The organism is Lactobacillus sp. JM1 (assembly GCF_009834385.1).
In the GTDB taxonomy this organism is placed as follows: Bacteria; Bacillota; Bacilli; order Lactobacillales; family Lactobacillaceae; genus Lactobacillus; species Lactobacillus paragasseri.
Genome location: NZ_CP044412.1, coordinates 305,453 through 324,893, shown reverse-complemented (window position 1 = coordinate 324,893; position 19,441 = coordinate 305,453). Strand labels below are relative to the sequence as shown.

General features: G+C 35.3%; 13 protein-coding genes and 2 tRNA genes. 1 reads left to right on the top strand and 14 read right to left on the bottom strand.

Features of this window, described 5'->3' with window-relative positions; genetic code table 11:
• Positions 1-194 precede the first annotated feature (194 nt).
• From F3I00_RS01515 to pth, 14 genes are all read right to left on the bottom strand, one after another.
• A complete protein-coding gene (locus F3I00_RS01515) occupies positions 195-2,663 on the bottom strand; it encodes an ATP-dependent Clp protease ATP-binding subunit (RefSeq protein ID WP_020807222.1) in 2,469 nt (822 codons plus the stop codon).
• Positions 2,664-2,826: 163 nt separating this feature from the next.
• A tRNA-Pro gene (locus F3I00_RS01510) sits at positions 2,827-2,900 on the bottom strand.
• A 40-nt stretch (positions 2,901-2,940) separates the two neighbouring features.
• Positions 2,941-3,015 (bottom strand) — tRNA-Gly (locus F3I00_RS01505).
• A gap of 100 nt (positions 3,016-3,115) precedes the next feature.
• Positions 3,116-4,657, bottom strand: a complete 1,542-nt coding sequence (gene lysS / locus F3I00_RS01500; RefSeq protein ID WP_020807223.1) for a lysine--tRNA ligase — start codon at positions 4,655-4,657, stop codon at positions 3,116-3,118.
• 14 nt (positions 4,658-4,671) lie between these two features.
• Positions 4,672-5,679: a tRNA dihydrouridine synthase DusB gene (gene dusB, locus F3I00_RS01495; RefSeq protein WP_159310963.1), complete on the bottom strand. Its 1,008-nt coding sequence runs from the start codon at positions 5,677-5,679 to the stop codon at positions 4,672-4,674.
• Positions 5,680-5,738: 59 nt separating this feature from the next.
• Complete coding sequence (hslO, locus tag F3I00_RS01490; RefSeq protein WP_020807224.1) at positions 5,739-6,614, bottom strand: Hsp33 family molecular chaperone HslO; 876 nt, start codon at positions 6,612-6,614, stop codon at positions 5,739-5,741.
• A 221-nt stretch (positions 6,615-6,835) separates the two neighbouring features.
• The gene (locus tag F3I00_RS01485) at positions 6,836-9,535 is read right to left on the bottom strand and encodes a YfhO family protein (protein WP_020807225.1); all 2,700 of its coding nucleotides are present in this window, start codon (positions 9,533-9,535) and stop codon (positions 6,836-6,838) included.
• 82 nt (positions 9,536-9,617) lie between these two features.
• The gene (gene ftsH, locus F3I00_RS01480) at positions 9,618-11,744 is read right to left on the bottom strand and encodes an ATP-dependent zinc metalloprotease FtsH (RefSeq protein WP_020807226.1); all 2,127 of its coding nucleotides are present in this window, start codon (positions 11,742-11,744) and stop codon (positions 9,618-9,620) included.
• Positions 11,745-11,827: 83 nt separating this feature from the next.
• Positions 11,828-13,123 (bottom strand): tRNA lysidine(34) synthetase TilS, encoded by a 1,296-nt coding sequence (gene tilS, locus F3I00_RS01475; protein ID WP_020807227.1) that lies wholly within the window; start codon positions 13,121-13,123, stop codon positions 11,828-11,830.
• A gap of 21 nt (positions 13,124-13,144) precedes the next feature.
• Positions 13,145-13,501 carry a S1 RNA-binding domain-containing protein gene (locus tag F3I00_RS01470; RefSeq protein WP_003649478.1) on the bottom strand — a complete coding sequence of 119 codons (357 nt, stop codon included), beginning with the start codon at positions 13,499-13,501 and terminating at the stop codon, positions 13,145-13,147.
• A complete protein-coding gene (locus tag F3I00_RS01465; RefSeq protein WP_003647843.1) occupies positions 13,501-13,878 on the bottom strand; it encodes a septum formation initiator family protein in 378 nt (125 codons plus the stop codon). Before F3I00_RS01465 ends, F3I00_RS01470 begins: the two co-directional genes overlap by 1 nt.
• 88 nt (positions 13,879-13,966) lie before the next feature.
• Positions 13,967-14,209, bottom strand: a complete 243-nt coding sequence (locus F3I00_RS01460; protein WP_003649479.1) for an RNA-binding S4 domain-containing protein — start codon at positions 14,207-14,209, stop codon at positions 13,967-13,969.
• Between the two features lie 13 nt (positions 14,210-14,222).
• On the bottom strand, positions 14,223-17,720 hold the full coding sequence (gene mfd / locus F3I00_RS01455) for a transcription-repair coupling factor (protein WP_020807228.1): 3,498 nt from the start codon (positions 17,718-17,720) through the stop codon (positions 14,223-14,225).
• A gap of 1 nt (position 17,721) precedes the next feature.
• The gene (gene pth / locus F3I00_RS01450) at positions 17,722-18,279 is read right to left on the bottom strand and encodes an aminoacyl-tRNA hydrolase (RefSeq protein ID WP_020807229.1); all 558 of its coding nucleotides are present in this window, start codon (positions 18,277-18,279) and stop codon (positions 17,722-17,724) included.
• 180 nt (positions 18,280-18,459) lie between these two features.
• On the opposite strand from pth, the gene F3I00_RS01445 reads away from it, so the two are divergent.
• Positions 18,460-19,431, top strand: coding sequence for an L-lactate dehydrogenase (locus F3I00_RS01445; protein WP_003649482.1), 972 nt, complete (start codon positions 18,460-18,462; stop codon positions 19,429-19,431).
• The last annotated feature ends 10 nt before the right edge of the window (positions 19,432-19,441 follow it).

The window sequence follows — 19,441 nt, the reverse complement described above, 5'->3', positions numbered from 1 at the left end:
TTATATAAGAATCTAAATATTACATTTGTGTTACAAATTACAAAAAGTTAAAATTTGGGTACAAAAAAACAAAAACAACGTAATAGTCGTTTTTGTTTTATCATCTCGCTGGACAATAGATCAGCGAAATCCTGAATTTCAGCCTTTTAAACGTTTTGTATTTTACACTTATATTACTAATTTGTCAAAAGGAACTAATTTTTAACTAAAGGCTTACTCTCATCAACAATTGTGAACTTTAATTTTCCCTGATGAGCGCCAACCTTAACTGTTTGCCCGGCTTTAACCTTTTCACTAATTAAATCTTCTGCAATCACGTCCTCAAGTTCATGTTGAATTGCACGACGTAAAGGACGAGCACCCATTTCTGGATCAAAACCGTCTTTAGCTAACACATCTAACGCTGCTGGAGAAATTTTTAGAGTAACTTCTTTCCGAGCTAATCGAGTGATCAAATGACTAGTCATTAAACTAACAATTTCACGCAATTGTTTCTTAGTTAAACTATCAAAGACAACTGTTTCGTCAATTCTATTTAAAAATTCTGGTCTAAAGAATTGCTTAACTGCTGCCGTAACCTTTTCTTGTTGAAGTTTATTTTTATCTTCATTATCAGCTGCAAAACCAACTGTTTTATCTTCTTGCAAGCTACGAGAACCAAGGTTAGAAGTCATAATAATGATTGTGTTTCTGAAGTCAACTTTTCTTCCCTTAGAGTCAGTTAAGAAACCTTCATCTAGAACTTGCAACAATAAATTGAAAACATCCGGATGAGCTTTTTCTACTTCATCTAGCAGAATTACTGAATATGGATTACGTCTTACCCGTTCTGAAAGTTGTCCACCTTCTTCATAGCCTACATAACCAGGAGCAGAACCGATCAACTTGCTTGTAGCTACTTGATCCATATATTCAGACATGTCAACCCGAATAATATTTCTTTCAGAGCCAAAGACTGCTGCTGCCAATGCTTTTGCTAATTCAGTCTTACCAACACCAGTAGGACCTAAGAACAAGAAGGAACCGATTGGACGATTTTCATCCTTAATTCCACTTCTGCTTCGTCTAATCGCACGACTTACTGCACTAATTGCCTTATCTTGTCCAATTACGCGTTCATGCAAAATGCTTTCGAGGTGAGCTAAACGTTTCGTTTCACTCTTCTTCATTCGAGTAACTGGTACGCCAGTCCATTCTGATACAATTTGGGCAATTTTATTTGAATCAACAATAGACTTCTTAGAATTCTTATTTTCTACTTTTGCAATTAATTTATCTCGATCTTGTGTAAGCTTGCTTTCTTCATCACGTAATTTAGCCGCTTGAACAAAGTTTTGATTTTCAGCAGCCTCTTCTTTTCGGTGAATAACATCATTAATTTGTGTATCTAATTTAGTCAAACGTGGGTCAGCCTTACCAACTGCTTGAATCTTGACCGCTGCACTTGCTTCATCGATTAAGTCAATTGCCTTATCAGGTAAAAAGCGGTTAGCAATATACCTTGTTGAAAATTCTACTGCATCATTTATTGCTTCATCTTCAATTTTTACATTATGGAATTTTTCATACTTAGGACGTAACCCCTTTAAGATGTCCACTGTTTCTTCCTTTGAAGGCTCACCGATTTTCACTTGTTGAAAACGTCTTGCCAAGGCTTGATCTTTTTCAATGTATTTTTGGTATTCATCAAAAGTAGTGGCACCAATCATCTGAATATCACCACGCGCTAAAGATGGCTTCAGGATATTGGAAGCGTCAATTGCACCTTCTGCTCCACCTGCACCAATCAAGGTATGCATTTCATCAACAAATAGAATTACAGAACCATCACGTTGAATTTCCTTTAGAATTTTTTTCATTCTATCTTCAAATTCCCCGCGATACTTAGTTCCAGCAATTAAGCTTCCCATGTCTAGTGCCATGACACGTTTTTTAGCTAAGTTATCCGGAACCTCACGATTTACAATTGCAGAAGCTATTCCTTGTGCAACTGCTGTCTTACCAACTCCGGGTTCTCCAACTAAAACAGGATTATTCTTAGTTCTTCGAGATAAAATTTGAATTACTCGCTTTATTTCTTTATCTCTACCAATTACTGGATCAATTGCACCCTCGCGTGCACGTTTATTTAAATTTACACTTACTTTATCTAAATTAGGTGTCAGTGACTTGCCTTTTTTAGTTCTAGTTGCAGAAGAAACATCAAAAATATTGTTTGCTTCTCCAGAATCATCCATGAAACTATCATTAATATCTTGACTTAAGTCACGTGGTTCTACACCAATATTTTTCAAAATTAAACTTGCCAAAATTTGGTCACTAGCTAATAACCCTAGCAAAATATGCTTTGTTTCAATTTGAGGAGTGCCTAATTCGTCAGATTTTTGCTTAGCAAAATTCAAAACTAAGCTTAAGCGTGGTGACATTTCCATATATGTAGCTTTGGGACTTGAACCATAGCCAGTATATCTTTCAATTTCTTCTCGCACTAAGGTTGGTGTTACGTTTCTTTCACGCAAAAGCTTACCGGCATCTCCGTTAGCTTCAATTACTAAAGCAAGCAAAACATGCTCCGTTCCAATAATTCGATGGTGAAAGTTTTGTGCTTGCTCTTTAGCAATTTCAAGAACATTCTTTGCACTATCACTATATGATTTTTCCATTCTGCACCGCCTTATTTCTTTTAAGATCATACTACAATCTTTAGACAAATATCTTACACTTACAATTAGTAAATGTAAACTATTTGATATTTCATGAACATTATATACAAAAAAGTTCGTCTTTCTAGCTTAAGACGAACTTTTTAATAAAAATAATATTCAATCGGGATGACAGGATTTGAACCTGCGACTTCTACGTCCCGAACGTAGCGCTCTACCAAGCTGAGCCACATCCCGAATATCAAAAAAGACTCACGCTTCGGTGAGTCTTTTATACTGGAGCGGAAGACGGGATTCGAACCCGCGACCCCCACCATGGCAAGGTGATGTTCTACCACTGAACTACTTCCGCAGTACATTTACTAGTATAGCAAAACATCATTCGATTGCAAGTACTTTTTCTGAAAAAATCAAAAAAATAGACCATCTTCAAAGACAGCCTATTTCTTAAATTATTTATTCTTTTTCTTCAAGTCTTCTTGCACTTCGGCATCAACGTCTTCAACCTTTTCAGGACGCATTGTTGGGAAGAGCAATACATCACGGATAGCTGGAGCATCAGTTAAAAGCATTACCAAACGGTCAATACCAATACCTAAACCACCTGTAGGAGGCATACCAAATTCCATTGCACGGATATAATCTTCATCAATCATATCAGCTTCATCATTACCAGCTTCGCGTTCTTCCATTTGCTCTTCAAAACGGTGACGTTGATCAACTGGATCATTTAGTTCTGAGAAGGCATTTCCGTATTCCATTCCCAAAATAAAGATTTCAAAACGATCAGTAAATCTTGGATCATCTGCATTCTTTTTAGCAAGTGGTGAAATTTCTACCGGGTGCCCATAAACAAAGGTTGGATCAACAATAGTCTTTTCACAAAATTCATCAAAGAAAGCATTAATTACATGACCGACTTTCCAGAATGGTTCAGTATGAATTCCATGTTCTTCGGCGATCTTCTTAGCTTCTTCGTCAGTCATTTCTTTCCAGAAGTCAACACCAGTCTTTTCCTTAATTAAGTCAACCATATGAACGCGTCGGAATGGTTTACCTAAGTCAATATCAGTACCTTGGTAGTTAATCTTACCATCTGGAGAAACTACTTTAGCAGCTGCTCTGATAATTCCTTCCGCTTCATCCATGACATCGTGGAAATCCCAGTAAGCAGCATAAGTTTCAAGCTCAGTAAATTCAGGATTATGGCGAGTATCAACACCTTCGTTTCTAAATACTCGGCCAATTTCATAAACTCTTTCCATACCTCCAACAATCAAACGCTTCAGTGGAAGTTCCAACGCAATTCTCATGTAAAGATCAATGTCTAAAGCGTTGTGGTGAGTAATAAATGGACGTGCTTCAGCACCACCTGGAATATTGTGAAGAACTGGAGTTTCAACTTCTAAAAAGTCTTGGTTATTTAAGTAGTTACGAATAGCTTGAATAATTTGAGTACGATGAACAAAACGCATGTAACTTTCGTGATTAGTAATCAAATCAAGATAACGTTGACGATAAATTTGTTCAACATCTTTCAAACCGTCCCATTTATTAGGTAATGGGCGAAGAGCTTTAGCTAAGAAAGTAACGTGAGTAGCACGAATAGTTAACTCACCAGTATCAGTTTTCATTACTTCCCCATCAATGCCTAAGAAGTCACCAATATCTGATTTCTTAAAAATCTTGTAGTTGTCTTCGCCAACAATATCTTTACGTACATAAATTTGAATCTTACCAGTACGGTCATAAAGATCAGCAAAACCTACTTTACCCTTACCACGCTTGGCAAGCATACGACCTGCAATTTTGGTCATAGGCATATCGGCATTTAATTCATCTTTATCTTCTTTACTATACTTTTCATTCAAAGTACGAGCTAAGTCTTGACGATCAAACTTTCTTACACCAAAAGGTTCAATGCCATTTTCACGCATTTCGTCCATTTTTTCACGACGAACAATTAGTTGGTCGTTCATTTCATTCTTTGCCACTCTAAAAACTCCTTTTATCGATTAATTTGCTTTTGTCTTGCTTCATATTTTTCCACAAAGTCATCTAACAAGTCAAAAACTTCTTGTTTCGTCCAAACATCATTTATTTTAGCACGGGTTCGAGCTGAACGGGGAATTCCTTTCAAATAATAAGCAGCTTGACGTCTAAATTCCGGTACAGCAATTTTTTCACCTTTAAGATCAATTAAGCCATTTAACTGTTCTTTAGCAGTTGCCACTTTTTCTTCAACAGTTTGTGGACGTAGTTTTTCACCAGTGTCTAAATAATGAACCATGTCCTTAATAATCCATGGATTTCCCAAGGCTGCTCTACCGGCCATTACTGCATCAGCTCCAACATCTTCAAGCATTGATTTTGCTTTTTCAGGTGTTGTAACATCTCCATTACCAACAAAAGGTATGGTTAATGCATCTGCAACATCTTTTAAGGTTTCCCAATCTGCCTCACCCATATACATTTGTTTTCTAGTACGTCCGTGCATAGCAACAGCACTAGCACCAGCTTCTTGGGCAGCCAAGGCATTTTCAACAGCAAATATATGCTTTTGATCCCAGCCTGTTCTCATTTTAACAGTTACTGGTTTGTTCACATTTCTCACTACAGCATGAACCATTTGATAAATCTTATTTGGATCCAATAACCAACGAGCTCCAGCATCAGTCTTGGTTACTTTTGGTACAGGACAACCCATATTGATGTTGATAATGTCAGCTGCAGTATGAGTATCCACATAATGAGCAGCTTCAACTAAAGTTTCTTCACTTCCACCGAAAATTTGAATACTCATCGGATGCTCTCTAGGATCAACTGTCAACATCTCTAAAGTCTTTTTATTGCGGTAAATAATTCCATGATCTGAAATCATTTCACAAACCACTAGGCCTGCGCCAAATTCTTTACATACTACTCGGAAAGCAGCATTTGAAATTCCAGCCATCGGTGCAACTACTACACGATTAGGAATTTCAACATCCCTAATTTTCCAACTATCGTTTTTCACACTTGCTCATCCTTTCAAATACCCCAATATTATAGCAAAACTATCTACTACACACCACTTTAATTTGCCTTCTTAAGGACATCTTTTAATTCATCTTCAGTAAAGTGATATTTTTCTTTGCAGAAACGACAAACTAATTCTGCACCGTGGTCCTTTTCAATCATGTCTTTTAGTTGTCCTGGCTTAAGTGTAGCTAAAATTTTGCTGTATTTTTCTTTTGAGCAATCACAGGAAAACGCAACATCTTCTTTAGCCAAAATCTTGCAATCAGTTCCTAGGATCCTTTCTGCTAGATTTTCAGGTGTCATTCCATCTAGGAATAAAGTTGAAAGATTCGGAAGAGCTTTAATTCTCTTTTCTACTTGAGCTAATTGTTCGTCAGCTGCTCCTGGCAATGCTTGTAATACAAAACCGCCCGCAGCTCCGATACTATTGTTTGGTTCAACAAAAACAGACAAGCCAACAGCTGAAGGAATTTGTTCAGATTTTGCTAAATAATATGTAAAATCTTCCGCAATTTCTCCACTAACAATTGGAACCTGACCGGTATAAGGTTCTTTTAGGCCTTGATCTTTGGTTACTTCAAGCCAACCTTCACCAACAGCTCTTGCTACATCAATATGTCCATCTTTCTTAGGAGGAAGAGCAATATGCGGATTTTGTATATACCCCTTAATAGTCAAGTCAGCTTTTGCTGTTACAACAGTTGCTCCTACTGGACCGTTGCCTAGTAATCTAACTGTCAATTCATCTTTATCTTTCAATAAGGCTGCTGATAAAAGCAGACCGCCAATTAAAGTTCTACCAAGTACAGCTGACGATGCGCTCCATGTATCATGTCTTTTTTGCGCTTCACCAACAAGACCTTTGGCATTAACTGTAATCAATCGTAAGTTTTTAGTTTTATCAATTGCTTTTACTAAATAATCTTTCATTTTTTCTTTCCCCTAAAAAATAAAGCCTATAAAACATAGACTTTACTTTTTGACTAATACTTTTTCTTTTTCAAAAAAATTAAATACCACTAGTAGGATTATACCTATGATACTTGTTACAGCGCCAATAAGCAATTTAATACTGTCGATATTACTGAATTTTTACCTACTTAAAAAAATACACTTCTCCAAAACAAGCATCGAGAAGTGTATCTAATCAATTAATCTTTCTTATTTTTCTTTAAAAATAAAGTAAATACAATTAAGGAAATAATACCAATAATGCTCAAGATGGCACCTACTAATACACCTGGGGTTCTATATTTCAATGTAATTTGATGAGTTCCTGGTTTCATCTTTAATCCAATAAATACACCCAATGTACGATTAATTTTAACTGGTTTTCCGTCTACTTTAGCTTGCCAGCCCTTACTATAAGGGATAGTAGTCACTAAGTTTTGATTTTTATCAATTGTAACTTTACCAGCTACATATCCATCTTTAAAGCTTGTAAATTTCATTTCTCTGTTACGGGCTTTTTTGACTTTATCATGCAAAGCTGAAAAGTCGATATTCACAAATTTAGGATATTTGAGAATGAACTTGCCGCCTTTTCCATCTATGGTCATTTTAATATCAACTTTTCCATTCTTATCGGCTTGAACGCCAATTAGTTGATCTGTATATTCTTGAAGTTGAACTTGTTTACCGTTTATAGTCAAACTAAATGGAGGACGATAATCAGGATTTTTATTCCATTGATAATTATTTAAAGGAAGTACTAATTGCATCAAATTTTTGCTAAATCGAATATATCCCACTTGGTTAGGTTTCAGATTATCATAGGTGAAACTCATCGTACCAGGACGCTCTTTATCATATCTTTTAATTGTGAAATATTCTTGTTCAGTACGTTTAGTAATCTTCTTATGTTTCTTTATGACATGATACTTTACAGTACCATATTTCACTGACAAGTTATTTGTTGTAATTCGAGCCTTTTTAGTACTATAATCCAACACATTTGATTTAGATTGGGTCAAAGAATTTAAAACTAAGTTTTGATTATAGACAGGATTTTCATCTTTAAACTTTAATTTATTGGATAAATTACCAGCAAAGGCAAATGGAAGTGTTTCATTTCGATACACAGTTTTATCGCCCTGTTTTAAAATAACTGGTCTAGTTTTTAAATCATCTCTTAAACCATAGTTAACATATTCTGGTGAAATGCTTTGATTAGTCAAAGAACTGTTAATAAAGCTCTTAACATTAAAAATAGCATCAGTAACTACAGTACCAGTTTGATAATAATAGAAGTATCTAAATGTTGAAAATCCCAAATCAGTCATCAAACTACTAATTCGTGAATCATTATTGGATGAAAATTCTTCTACCCCACGATAGTTAAAAGTATATCCTTCACCGCGATCATTATTTAGTTCATAATTTTTAGCGATTCTACCTGTCTTATCAGCTGCTGGGATCTTTGAAATTAGTTCATTATTTTCTGCAACGTATCTAGGATAGTAATCACTCTTCATTCCAAGATGGCTAAGGCCAGTATATGCGTTTCCCGATAATTCGACTAGTCCAATTAATATTAGAATAATTCGAACGAAGTTTTTATTTGAAAAGTAGATTAATAGTCCAAAGAGAAGTACTAAAGCTACGGCTATCCATTCATAAAAATTATTTGGTCCAATTCGACGACGAATATATACAGTCATCAAACTCAGTAATAAATAAATAGTGGTAGCTATAATTCTATCTTTTCTCTTAAAGTCTTGATATGACAGCTCTTTTGCTGCTAAAAGCAAAATCCAAAATACGATTAAAAAACTAAACCGATAAGGATAAGCAATAGTTTGTTGTCCACCATGCCAGAATAAGTATAACGGACGCACGATAATGCTTAAGACAAACATAATTCCAATTATCAGATTAGTAATTCTAGCTTTAACTGAATTACGAGAATCAATAAAGTAGATAATAAAAATTATAGCAGCTAATGTACCTACAAAAATTGGCGGCCAATCATTGTAAGTATCCCCAATAAACAGTCTTGATACTGTTTTTCCCCCAGTAATAAGTAGCTTAATATTAAAATCTGAATTAAAATCCGACTGTGCTAATTTATTACTTGAGAGATTAAATAGAGTTGGTAATAGGACTATTGCACTAATTAAACCACTAATAATTGAACTGATCGCAAAATTCAAGAATTGGTGGAAAAATAGTCTTATGTCTTTAAAATTATTAATTGTATATGCTAGGAAAATAATTACCATAAAGATACAAATCATGTAACCAATATAGTAATTAAATATAATGGCACAAGCCAGTAAAATACTATACGCGAGCCATTTATTAGTCTTGATTCCTCTAACCAAAGCATAAGTGATTAAAGGCAACAAAATTAATCCATCAAACCACATGACATTTCCAGCATAAGCAACTGAATAGCCACTTAAACTATACGCAATTCCTAAAAAAATTGCATAGGCCTGATATTTAAAGTTAAACCATTTTAAAATAAGCCAAGTGAATGTACCACTCATCAAACCTAGCTTAAGCAGGATTATTACATAAACGGCAATATTGATTTTATTTGCAGGAAAAAGAAAAACTATAAAATTTAACGGACTTAAGACATAGTAAGCAATGTTACCAGCCATATCTCCACCTAGTCCATTAGAAAAAGTATACCCAGCACTAGCCCAATTTCCTAAAACTAAATGACGATAGTATTGAAAGAAAGATAAGTACTGATTAGGTAAATCTCCTCCGTACAATACTCCTCCAAAGATTGGATTACAATCAGTGAAAGTAGATAAAAGGAAAAAGAGCACTATAGTTGTCAAACAACTTATTAAGCTTAATTTTAAAATCTTTTTGTCTTTTTTACTTAAATATTTCATTCTTAATACCAAAAAACTCCTTTCTAAAATCTGTAATTTCAGTATTAGAAAGGAGTATAAACATTACTCTTACAATAAACTCTTACCTATCCTCGTTTTCATCTGAATTGTGTTCGTCAGAATCTTTCTTTTCAGATGGTGGATTAAGTGGAATATCGTCAATATTCTTATGATCATCAGGAAGTGGATGAACGTCTTCTTTGTCATCCTTATTTTCAGTTTCTTCTCTTTGTTGATCCTTCTTTTCCATTGCAGCTTTTGCTTCTTCATAAGTTGAAGCCTTAGATTCACTTGGAAATTCATTCTCATCATTTTCTGGCATTTTACCAGTCTTGAATAATGAAAGAATTTGCTTTTCGTTTAAAGTTTCATACTTGAGCAATGCCTCTGCAATAATCTTGTGAGTTTCACGGTGGCTCTTAATGATATCAACGGCTTGTTTGTGACCTTCATCAAGAATTTCTTTAACTGCTTCATCGATCTTAGCAGCTGTAGCTTCACTGTATGGCTTAGTTCCATAAGGTGATTGCATACTTGGAGATTCAAGCTCAGTCATACCAACATCAGTCATACCATATTGAGTAACCATACCACGAGCAATGTTAGTGGCTTGTTCAAAGTCGTTTGAAGCACCCGTAGATTTATCACCAACAACTACTTCTTCACCAGCACGACCACCCATTAAACCAGCAACTTGTTCCATTAATTGCTTCTTAGTGATGATATTTTCATCCTCTTTTGGAAGCATAATGTTATATCCACCAGCACGACCTCTAGGTACAATCGTAACTTTACGAACGGTTCTAGAATCGCTAAGGACTAAACCAACGATTGCGTGTCCTGCTTCATGGTATGCAACACGCTTTCTTTCTTCAGGAGAAATAACAGTGTCTTTCTTAGCTGGTCCTGCAATAACGCGGTCTTCTGCTTCATCAATATCAGATGCTGTAATTTCAGTCTTATTACGACGAGCAGCAACTAAAGCAGCTTCGTTTAAAACATTTTCAAGATCAGCACCCACAAAACCAGGAGTTTGGCGTGCTACTTCTTTTAAGTCGACATCTGGTGCTAAAGGTTTATTCTTAGCATGAACTTTTAAGATAGCTTCACGTCCTTTAACATCTGGACGACCAACTAAAACCTTACGGTCAAAACGGCCAGGACGAAGAAGTGCCGGGTCAAGAACATCTGAACGGTTAGTAGCTGCCATAACAATGACACCTTCATCACCTTCGAAACCATCCATCTCAACCAATAGTTGGTTCAAAGTCTGTTCTCTTTCATCATGACCACCGCTAACACCATTGCCACGTTTACGTCCAACGGCATCAATTTCATCAATGAAAATGATACTTGGGGCATTCTTCTTAGCTGTTTCAAATAAGTCACGTACACGAGATGCACCAACACCGACGAACATTTCAACAAAGTCTGAACCAGAAATTGAATAAAATGGTACACCAGCTTCACCAGCAACCGCACGGGCAAGTAAAGTTTTACCAGTACCAGGAGGACCCTCGAGAAGAACACCAGCCGGAATTCTAGCACCTAATTTAGTATATTTTGCTGGATTCTTTAAGAATTCAACAATTTCAACTAACTCTTGCTTTTCTTCTTCTTCACCAGCTACATCTGAGAATCTAACCTTATTTTTACTTGGATCTTGTGGCTTAACATGAGATTTTCCAAAGTTCATCATGCCGCCACCACGACCCTGTCCACCTTGGTTCATCATCATCCAAAGCATGACAATAAAAATCAAAGTTGGAACAAGCATGACAATAGTAGAAATCCAAGTTCCAGATTGAGATTCACCTTGTCCAGAAATTGATGCTCCGCTCTTTTGAGCAAGATCTGAAACTGTCTTAACCATTGAGTCATTTTGAAGCATCGTAGTACTGAAACGAGTTACTTCACTACTACTTTGTGAACTTGGAATAAGTCCAAATCCAGTATTATTTTGATTCTTTGACTTTTGAGCTTTCTTATAAGATCCAGTAACCGTATATACACCATTCGATGGTTGTACATTGATACTCTTGACTTTACCCGCTTTTAAATCTTTTACTAATTGAGAATAACGGATATTTTCTGTGGAACCATTACTACCTGAGCCACCCACAGCCCAATTGATTCCAGCCAAGAGGATCACGAATACTATGATATAGAAAAGACCGTTAGAAAGCAGTCTATTTCTTCTATTTTTCATCTATAAACCTCCGCGACACTTCTTGGAATTACTCCAACGATTTTACCACAAATTACGCTTTTACCATAGAACTTTGCACAAACTTAAAGATAAATATATACATTATATCGAATAAAATCTGGATTATATTCTTGATTTTGATAGACATTTTCAACATAAACTGGATTTTTTCCTTGCCAAATAGTTAGACAATACGGCCTTAATATCAAAGGAATTCCATTCTCCGCAAATTTTTTCTTAGCTTTTGTTTGCCTGCCATCAGCTAGTCTTAATTTGCTTCCCTGAGGTAAACTTCCCACCTCTAAGAAATCACTTTTTGCTCCATAGAAATATCCAACTAAGTTGCCCAGTTTTTTACCATTTGAAATCATGTATTCTTTTCCGTTTAAAGAAAACTTTTCATCGAGCTTAATTTTCTTTTTATTAACGTCAATTGGCGTTAACTCGTTTCTATTTATCAAGTAATAATAATCTTGATAAAAAATTAATTGAAAATTTTCTTTGTTAAAAGTTGCATTTTTGCTCCACCTAATTTCATCAAAGTGAACTCGTTGATGCCACTTTTTATAAATTAGATAATCAAAAAAAGCTGCTAACTGATTTTTATTTAAGTCTATTAGATCTGATTTCCTACCTTGTAAAGCTTTACCAAAGCTAACAGGTAAAATCAAACTTTCAAAAAAGCTACTTTGACAGTCTGAAAGTAGCGCTGCACTTTCGCTAAAACGATAGGCATTTTCAACTAAATGATTCGTTTCTTTTTTCAATAAAGGAACAACATGATGCCTTAAACGATTTCTTAAAGTATCATCTTCAAAATTAGTCTCGTCTTCAATATAGTCTAAGTCATTCTGCTTATCATATTCTAACAACTGATCTTTTGAATACTTAATTAACGGCCGTAATAGCTTCATAGAGTTAAAATTTCCTACGACCTGAAGACTATTCATTTCAGCTACATCCCCTGAACGAATAAATTTGAGTAAAATATTTTCAATTAAATCATCGCCATGATGTGCTGTTAACAAGTAATCAACCTGATATTTTTTCCCGGTATTGGCTAAAAATGCATAGCGAAACTCACGCGCCCTTGCTTCAATACCAGTTTTAGGATGAAGCGCAAGGGGCCAGCTTTTTTCTATTAGTTTTACTTTAAAAGCAGTGGTTAATCTTTGTAGTAACTCACTTTCTAAATAACTATCTTTTCTTAAACAATGATCCAAATGTGCCACAATTAACTGCGCTGACGGATCAGGTAAGAAGTTAACTAACATATGGAATAATGCCACTGAATCAGGTCCACCACTTGCAGCTAACAAGAACTTTTTATTTTTAATTTCAATATTATTTTTAGTAAAAAAATTTGTAAATTCTGTCATTGTTAAATAAAAAAGTGACCTTTATTGGTCACTTAACTCAATTGAGTTCTTTAAATCTGCTATTTTCTTTGTAGAACTTTCTACTAGCTTTGCTAAAGGAGTAAAGTCTTTACTATCTTTAAATTCATTAGTCGGATCAATCAAATCAGGATTGTTTACTTGACTCAGAGAGAGTGAAAGCTTTCCCTCACGATTATTGATAATAACTACCCTGATCTCATCTCCAATACTGTACTTGTTCCTAGCACTTTCCCATTTATCACCAAAATCTTTATGAAAAATCAAGCCATGATGATGGTGCGGTAAAGTCACAAAAATCCCAAGCTTAGTAATATTGTTAACTTTAGCATTAAGTCTTAATCCAATTGGAAATTTCACTAATAATCCTCCTCTTTATCAGGAAGAGTATATATTGATTCGCCAGATTTAGAATAGTAGAACTTATAACGTATTACTTTAGCCACATAATCAGGATCTTTCAGATCTGCCACTTGCGCCTTTAATTTTTTATTAGTTTTATTAACTTGGTTTAACTCTGTCTTATTCGTTTGAATTTGACTATTAATTCTACCCGTTTGTACATGGACCATAATTAACTGTAGTCCAAAAATTAAAATTGCAATTGCAAAACAAGCAACAATTCGATTTCGCCGAACGCGATGAACTTCTTTTTCTTTCCTAGCTGCTTTGCGCCGTAAGCGCGCCAAGCGTTCTTCATCGCTTAAGGCATTATAAAGTCGTGGCCCTCTCTGCATACGCGTGTCCCTGCCTTTTCGTTTATATTCTAAATCTTAATTATATCACCACTTGTTATTAATATAACACCTTACTCTTCCCTTGTCATTAATCAATTAGCTCATACAAATCGCTTGCTTCAGCCTTCTTAGTCGTTTCTCTCAAGTCAAGTACACGAGCTTTCAATTGTTTCGTACCGAATCCGATTTCAATAACATCACCGACTTTTACGTCATAACTGGACTTAACTACTCGATCATTAACTTTTACTCTTCCTTGATCTGCCATTTCTTTAGCAACTGTACGTCTCTTAACTAATCTAGATACTTTTAAAAATTTATCGATTCTCATTTTATTTTCCTCTCTACCTTTGAACAATATCGCTCGCCGCTGCCAAAAATATATGTAATTCATTAAATAATTGTCTAGTGCTCATCTTTTTTTCAAGTTCAAGCATGACATTCATTCTCTTTTGTGGATCCATATTAATCCTAGCTCTTAACGACACATGTTCTAATGCCTTAAAAATATTTGGCCCTTCTAATTCTTCACTAGCACGATTATTGAAAATAACCTGTAATTTATCATCTGACTTCTGATTAATTGCTACAACTTGAGCTAAATCAGCATCTGCTTTAACTTTTGACACATTTAACAGATTTTCCACCGCTAATGGATAATCTCCAAAACGATCAATTAATTCATCAGCAATACTTTCTGCTTCTTTTTGATCATTAATCCCTTTAATTTTTTTATAAAATTCAATCTTCTGTTCCTGATCAGCAATATAATCATCGGGAATATATGCTTCCAAATTAAATTGCACTTCTGCATTAGATTTAACAGCAACTTTCTTGCCTTTACGTTTCTTAATTGCATCATCTAGCATTTGAGCATATAGATCATAACCAACGCTATCAATAAAGCCGTGTTGCTGTTTTCCTAGCATGTTGCCGGCTCCTCTAATTGACAAGTCCCGCATTGCAATCTTAAAGCCAGATCCCAATTCAGTAAAATCGCGAATAGCACTTAGTCTTTTTTCACCAATTTCCGTTAAAACCTTATTAGGCTGATACAAGAAATAGGCATAAGCTAAACGAGCACTTCGTCCAATTCGACCACGTAATTGATAAAGCTGACTTAATCCATAGTGATCTGCATTTTCAACAATCATTGTGTTGACATTAGGCATATCAACTCCAGTTTCGATAATTGTTGTTGTTACTAAGATATCAAACTCATTTCTTGAAAAACGATACATAATATCTTCCATTTGGTTTTCGCTCATGCGACCATGAATATATTCAATTTTAGCTTCTGGTATCAGTTCTTCTAATCGGCTAACTACTTTATCAATGTCATCAATTCGATTATGCAAGAAGAATACCTGCCCATTTCGCTTCATTTCTCTAAGAACTGCTTCGCGTACAACACTAGGCATCTCTTCCATGACATAGGTTTGAATTGGATATCGATTAGTTGGTGGCGTTTCCATTACAGAAAGGTCTCTCACGCCAACCATTGACATGTGTAAAGTACGCGGAATTGGCGTAGCTGTCAAAGTCAAAACATCAATATTAGCTTTTAATTCCTTTAATCTTTCTTTGTGCTTAACGCCAAATCGCTGCTCTTCATCAACTATTAATAAACCAAGATCTTTAAACTTTACATCTTTTGATAATAAGCGATGCGTACCAACAACCATATCAATTTGACCATTTTTTACACCTTCAATTATCTCCTTTACTTCAGCAGGAGTTTGAAAGCGCGATAAAAGCGCACAATTGACTGGGAAATTTTTAAAGCGATCTTGCATTGTTTCAAAATGTTGCTGTGCCAAAATAGTAGTCGGTGCTAAAAATGCAACTTGCTTTCCATCACGAATAGCCTTAAAAGCAGCTCTTAAAGCAACTTCAGTCTTACCAAAACCTACATCTCCAACTAAGAGGCGATCCATTGGCTTAGGGCTTTCCATATCCGCCTTGATTTCTCTAATTGACCGCAATTGATCAGGCGTTTCTGGATAAGGAAAAGCATCTTCGAATTCTTTTTGTAAATCATCATCTGGACTAAAGGCAAAACCTTTTTCAGATTCACGTTTGGCGTATAGTTCGATTAAATCATCTGCAATATCTTCAACCTTTGATTGAACTCGTTTTTTGGTCTTGGCCCACTCTGCACTTCCTAATTTATTAATATGAGGAACTTTACCCTCTGATGCCACGTATTTTTGAACTAATCCTAATTGATCAGCTGGAACAAATAATTGATCATGATGCTGATAGGTAATTGTTATGTAATCGCGTTTTTTGCCATCTACATCTAACGTCTTAATTCCCTCAAAACGACCAATACCATGATTAACATGAACGACATAATCACCTGGCTTTAATTCGTTATAGTTTCGCAAACGCTGAGCATTTTCAAGTGTTTTAATACGTTTACGATGGTGTGGTCTTTGATTAAATAGTTCACGTTCAGTTAAATACACTAAATTCAAACTAGGAAGTGCAAAACCGTGTGCAAAATCACCAACAGTTATTTGAGCTTTTTTTACCAAAACTTGATCAGATTTAACAATCGGAAGATCAACACCATAATCTACCAAATTTTGAGTAATTTGCTTAGCACGAGTTGCAGAATCAGCCTGTAAAATAACCGTATTTTCTTCATTCGCAAAGCGCTTCAATTCACTCTTAATTAACGGCATTTGACTAAAGAATTGCTGGACTTCTCGCGTAGTAAAATTAAGTATTTGGTCAAATTTTAAGCGACCCATTCCTTTTTGAAACAGTGAAAATATTACCTGTGCTTGTTTCACCTTTTGAACTACTTGCTCAAAATTATGTCGTAATTTTTGGCTATTTAACATTGCACCTGCTTTTATTTCTTCGGAAATAAAAGCTTCATTTTGAGCATCTACATCAGCAACATTCTTTTTGATTGCTTGCCAATCATCAAATAAAAGTAGTCCATTTTTATCAAGATAATCAATTAAATTGAATGACTTTGGAAGTAAGTAATCAACTAAAAAAGCATAATTTTCAGGAAGGCCATCCGCTTCAAGCAAATCAATTGCTTTAACAAAATGATTTTTAACATTTTCTTCTTTGGCAATTGATTCCTTCATGTCTTGTTTTATTTTCTTAACTGCCTCATGAAGATTACGACTAGAAAACACTCTATCTAAAGCCGGGCCGATTGAAACAATATCTTTTTCTTCTAAGCTACGTTGTGTTGCTGCATCAAATTCTTTTACGGTATCAACCTCATCACCAAAAAATTCAATTCTAAAAGGATTTTCTTGGTCTAAAGGATAAACATCAAGAATATCGCCACGACGAGCAAATTCTCCTGGACGTGCGACAATATTTTCTCTACGATATCCAGCTTGTGTGAACCATGCAGTTAATTCATCTAAGTCAAATTCTGCCTCAGGTTTAAATACTTGCTTTGCTTTAGTAAAATCTCGCGGATCACTTAACTTATATTGCAATGCTTGCGGAGTAACTACTACAATTCCAGCTCTTTTTTCAGTCAAAAACTTCAAAGTTTGCAGTCTTTGACTTAGCTCATCTGGAGAAGCGATAGCAGTTTGTGTTGCAATTGTGGCATCAACTGGAAAACTAAATACCATATTATCAGGTAATAAGTTTCCTAGTTCATCTAAAAGCATCTGTGCCTTGTCTTCACTATCTTCAACCAAAATTAATGGGCGCTGCCAAGTGCTTAGCATTTGCATCAAGACAGCACTAAAAGCTCCAGAATTTACTCCAGTTAAAAGTGAACGTTTTTCTTTTGGAACTTTATTAATAAAATTATTTAAATCTTTGTCTTTATTAAGTAATTCTGTAATGTTCATTTTAATTGTACTGATTCATTAAATACTGGGCATTCTTCCCCTTAATGAAATCGTTAATGATATTTTCGCTAACATCAAAAGCTGCATCCATTAACTTTTGCTGTTCATCATTAAAAGGACTTAATACCCAAGAAACAACGCTTTCTTTTCGCGGATGACGAATTCCAATCTTTAAGCGGTTGAAATTATTTGTTCCTAAACAGGCCATAATACTCTTAATCCCATTATGACCTCCTGATTTTCCATTTGCACGAATTCTGATCTTCCCGATTGGCATATCCATGTCATCGTGAATAACTAGGATATCTTCTGGAGCAATCTTAAAGAAATTGGCCACTTGCGCAATTGACTTTCCGGAATCATTCATAAAAGTTTGCGGTTCAAGAAAAATCACATCTTCGCCGTTAATCTTCTGCTTAGTCCATAATCCTTCAAATTTATCTTTATCTAAATCTAAGTTGTTTTTGTTTAAATAATGGTCTAATGCCATAAAGCCAGTATTATGCTTGGTCTGATCATATTTTTTACCCGGATTTCCTAAACCTGCAATTAATTTCATTATTTTTCATCCTCTTTGACAAATATCTAATTCTATATTCTTTCGCTCTTGAGATTATAGCACAGGCTTACTTACAAATAATAAACTACATCTTTAAAGTTATATTTTTAATTTTTAAATTTCAATATGATATAATCTTATTGTTAAATAAATCACTAATATGGAAGGAAGTATTAGCAAATGTCAGAAGAAAAAATTCATAAGATTATTCTTGTTGGTGACGGTGCTGTAGGTTCTACTTACGCATTTTCATTAGTTCAACAAGGTATCGCCCAAGAATTAGGTATCGTTGATATCGTTAAAGAAAGAACTCAAGGTGATGCTATTGACTTAGCAGACGCAACTCCTTGGATTGCACCAAAGACTATTTACTCTGCAGAATATTCAGACGCAAAAGACGCTGACTTAGTAGTTATTTCTGCTGGTGCTCCACAAAAGCCAGGTGAAACTCGTCTTGACCTTGTTAACAAGAACTTAAAGATTTTATCTTCAATTGTTGAACCAATCGTTGAATCTGGATTCAATGGTATTTTCTTAGTTGCTGCTAACCCAGTTGATATTTTAACTCACGCAACTTGGAGAATGTCAGGTTTCCCTAAGGATCGTGTTATCGGTTCAGGTACTTCACTTGATACTGGTCGTCTTCAAAAAGTTATCGGTGAAATGGAACACGTTGATCCTCGTTCAGTTAATGCATACATGCTTGGTGAACACGGTGATACCGAATTCCCAGTATGGAGCTACAACAATGTTGGTGGCGTAAAAGTTAGCGACTGGGTAAAGGCTCACCCAGAAGTTGGTGAAAACAAGCTTGAAGCAATCCACAAAGAAGTTGCTGACATGGCTTACGATATCATTAACAAGAAGGGTGCTACTTTCTACGGTATCGGTACTGCATTAGCATTTATTACTAAAGCTATCTTGAACAACGAACACAGAGTTCTTCCACTTTCAGTACCTATGGACGGTGAATACGGTTTACACGATCTTCACATTGGTACTCCAGCAGTTGTTGGTCGTCACGGTTTAGAGCAAGTTATTGAAATGCCATTAAGCGCTGACGAACAAGCTAAGATGGAAGCTTCTGCAAAACAATTGAAAGAAGTTATGGACAAAGCCTTCAAAGAAACTGGCGTAAAAGTTCGTCAATAATTAAGACTTT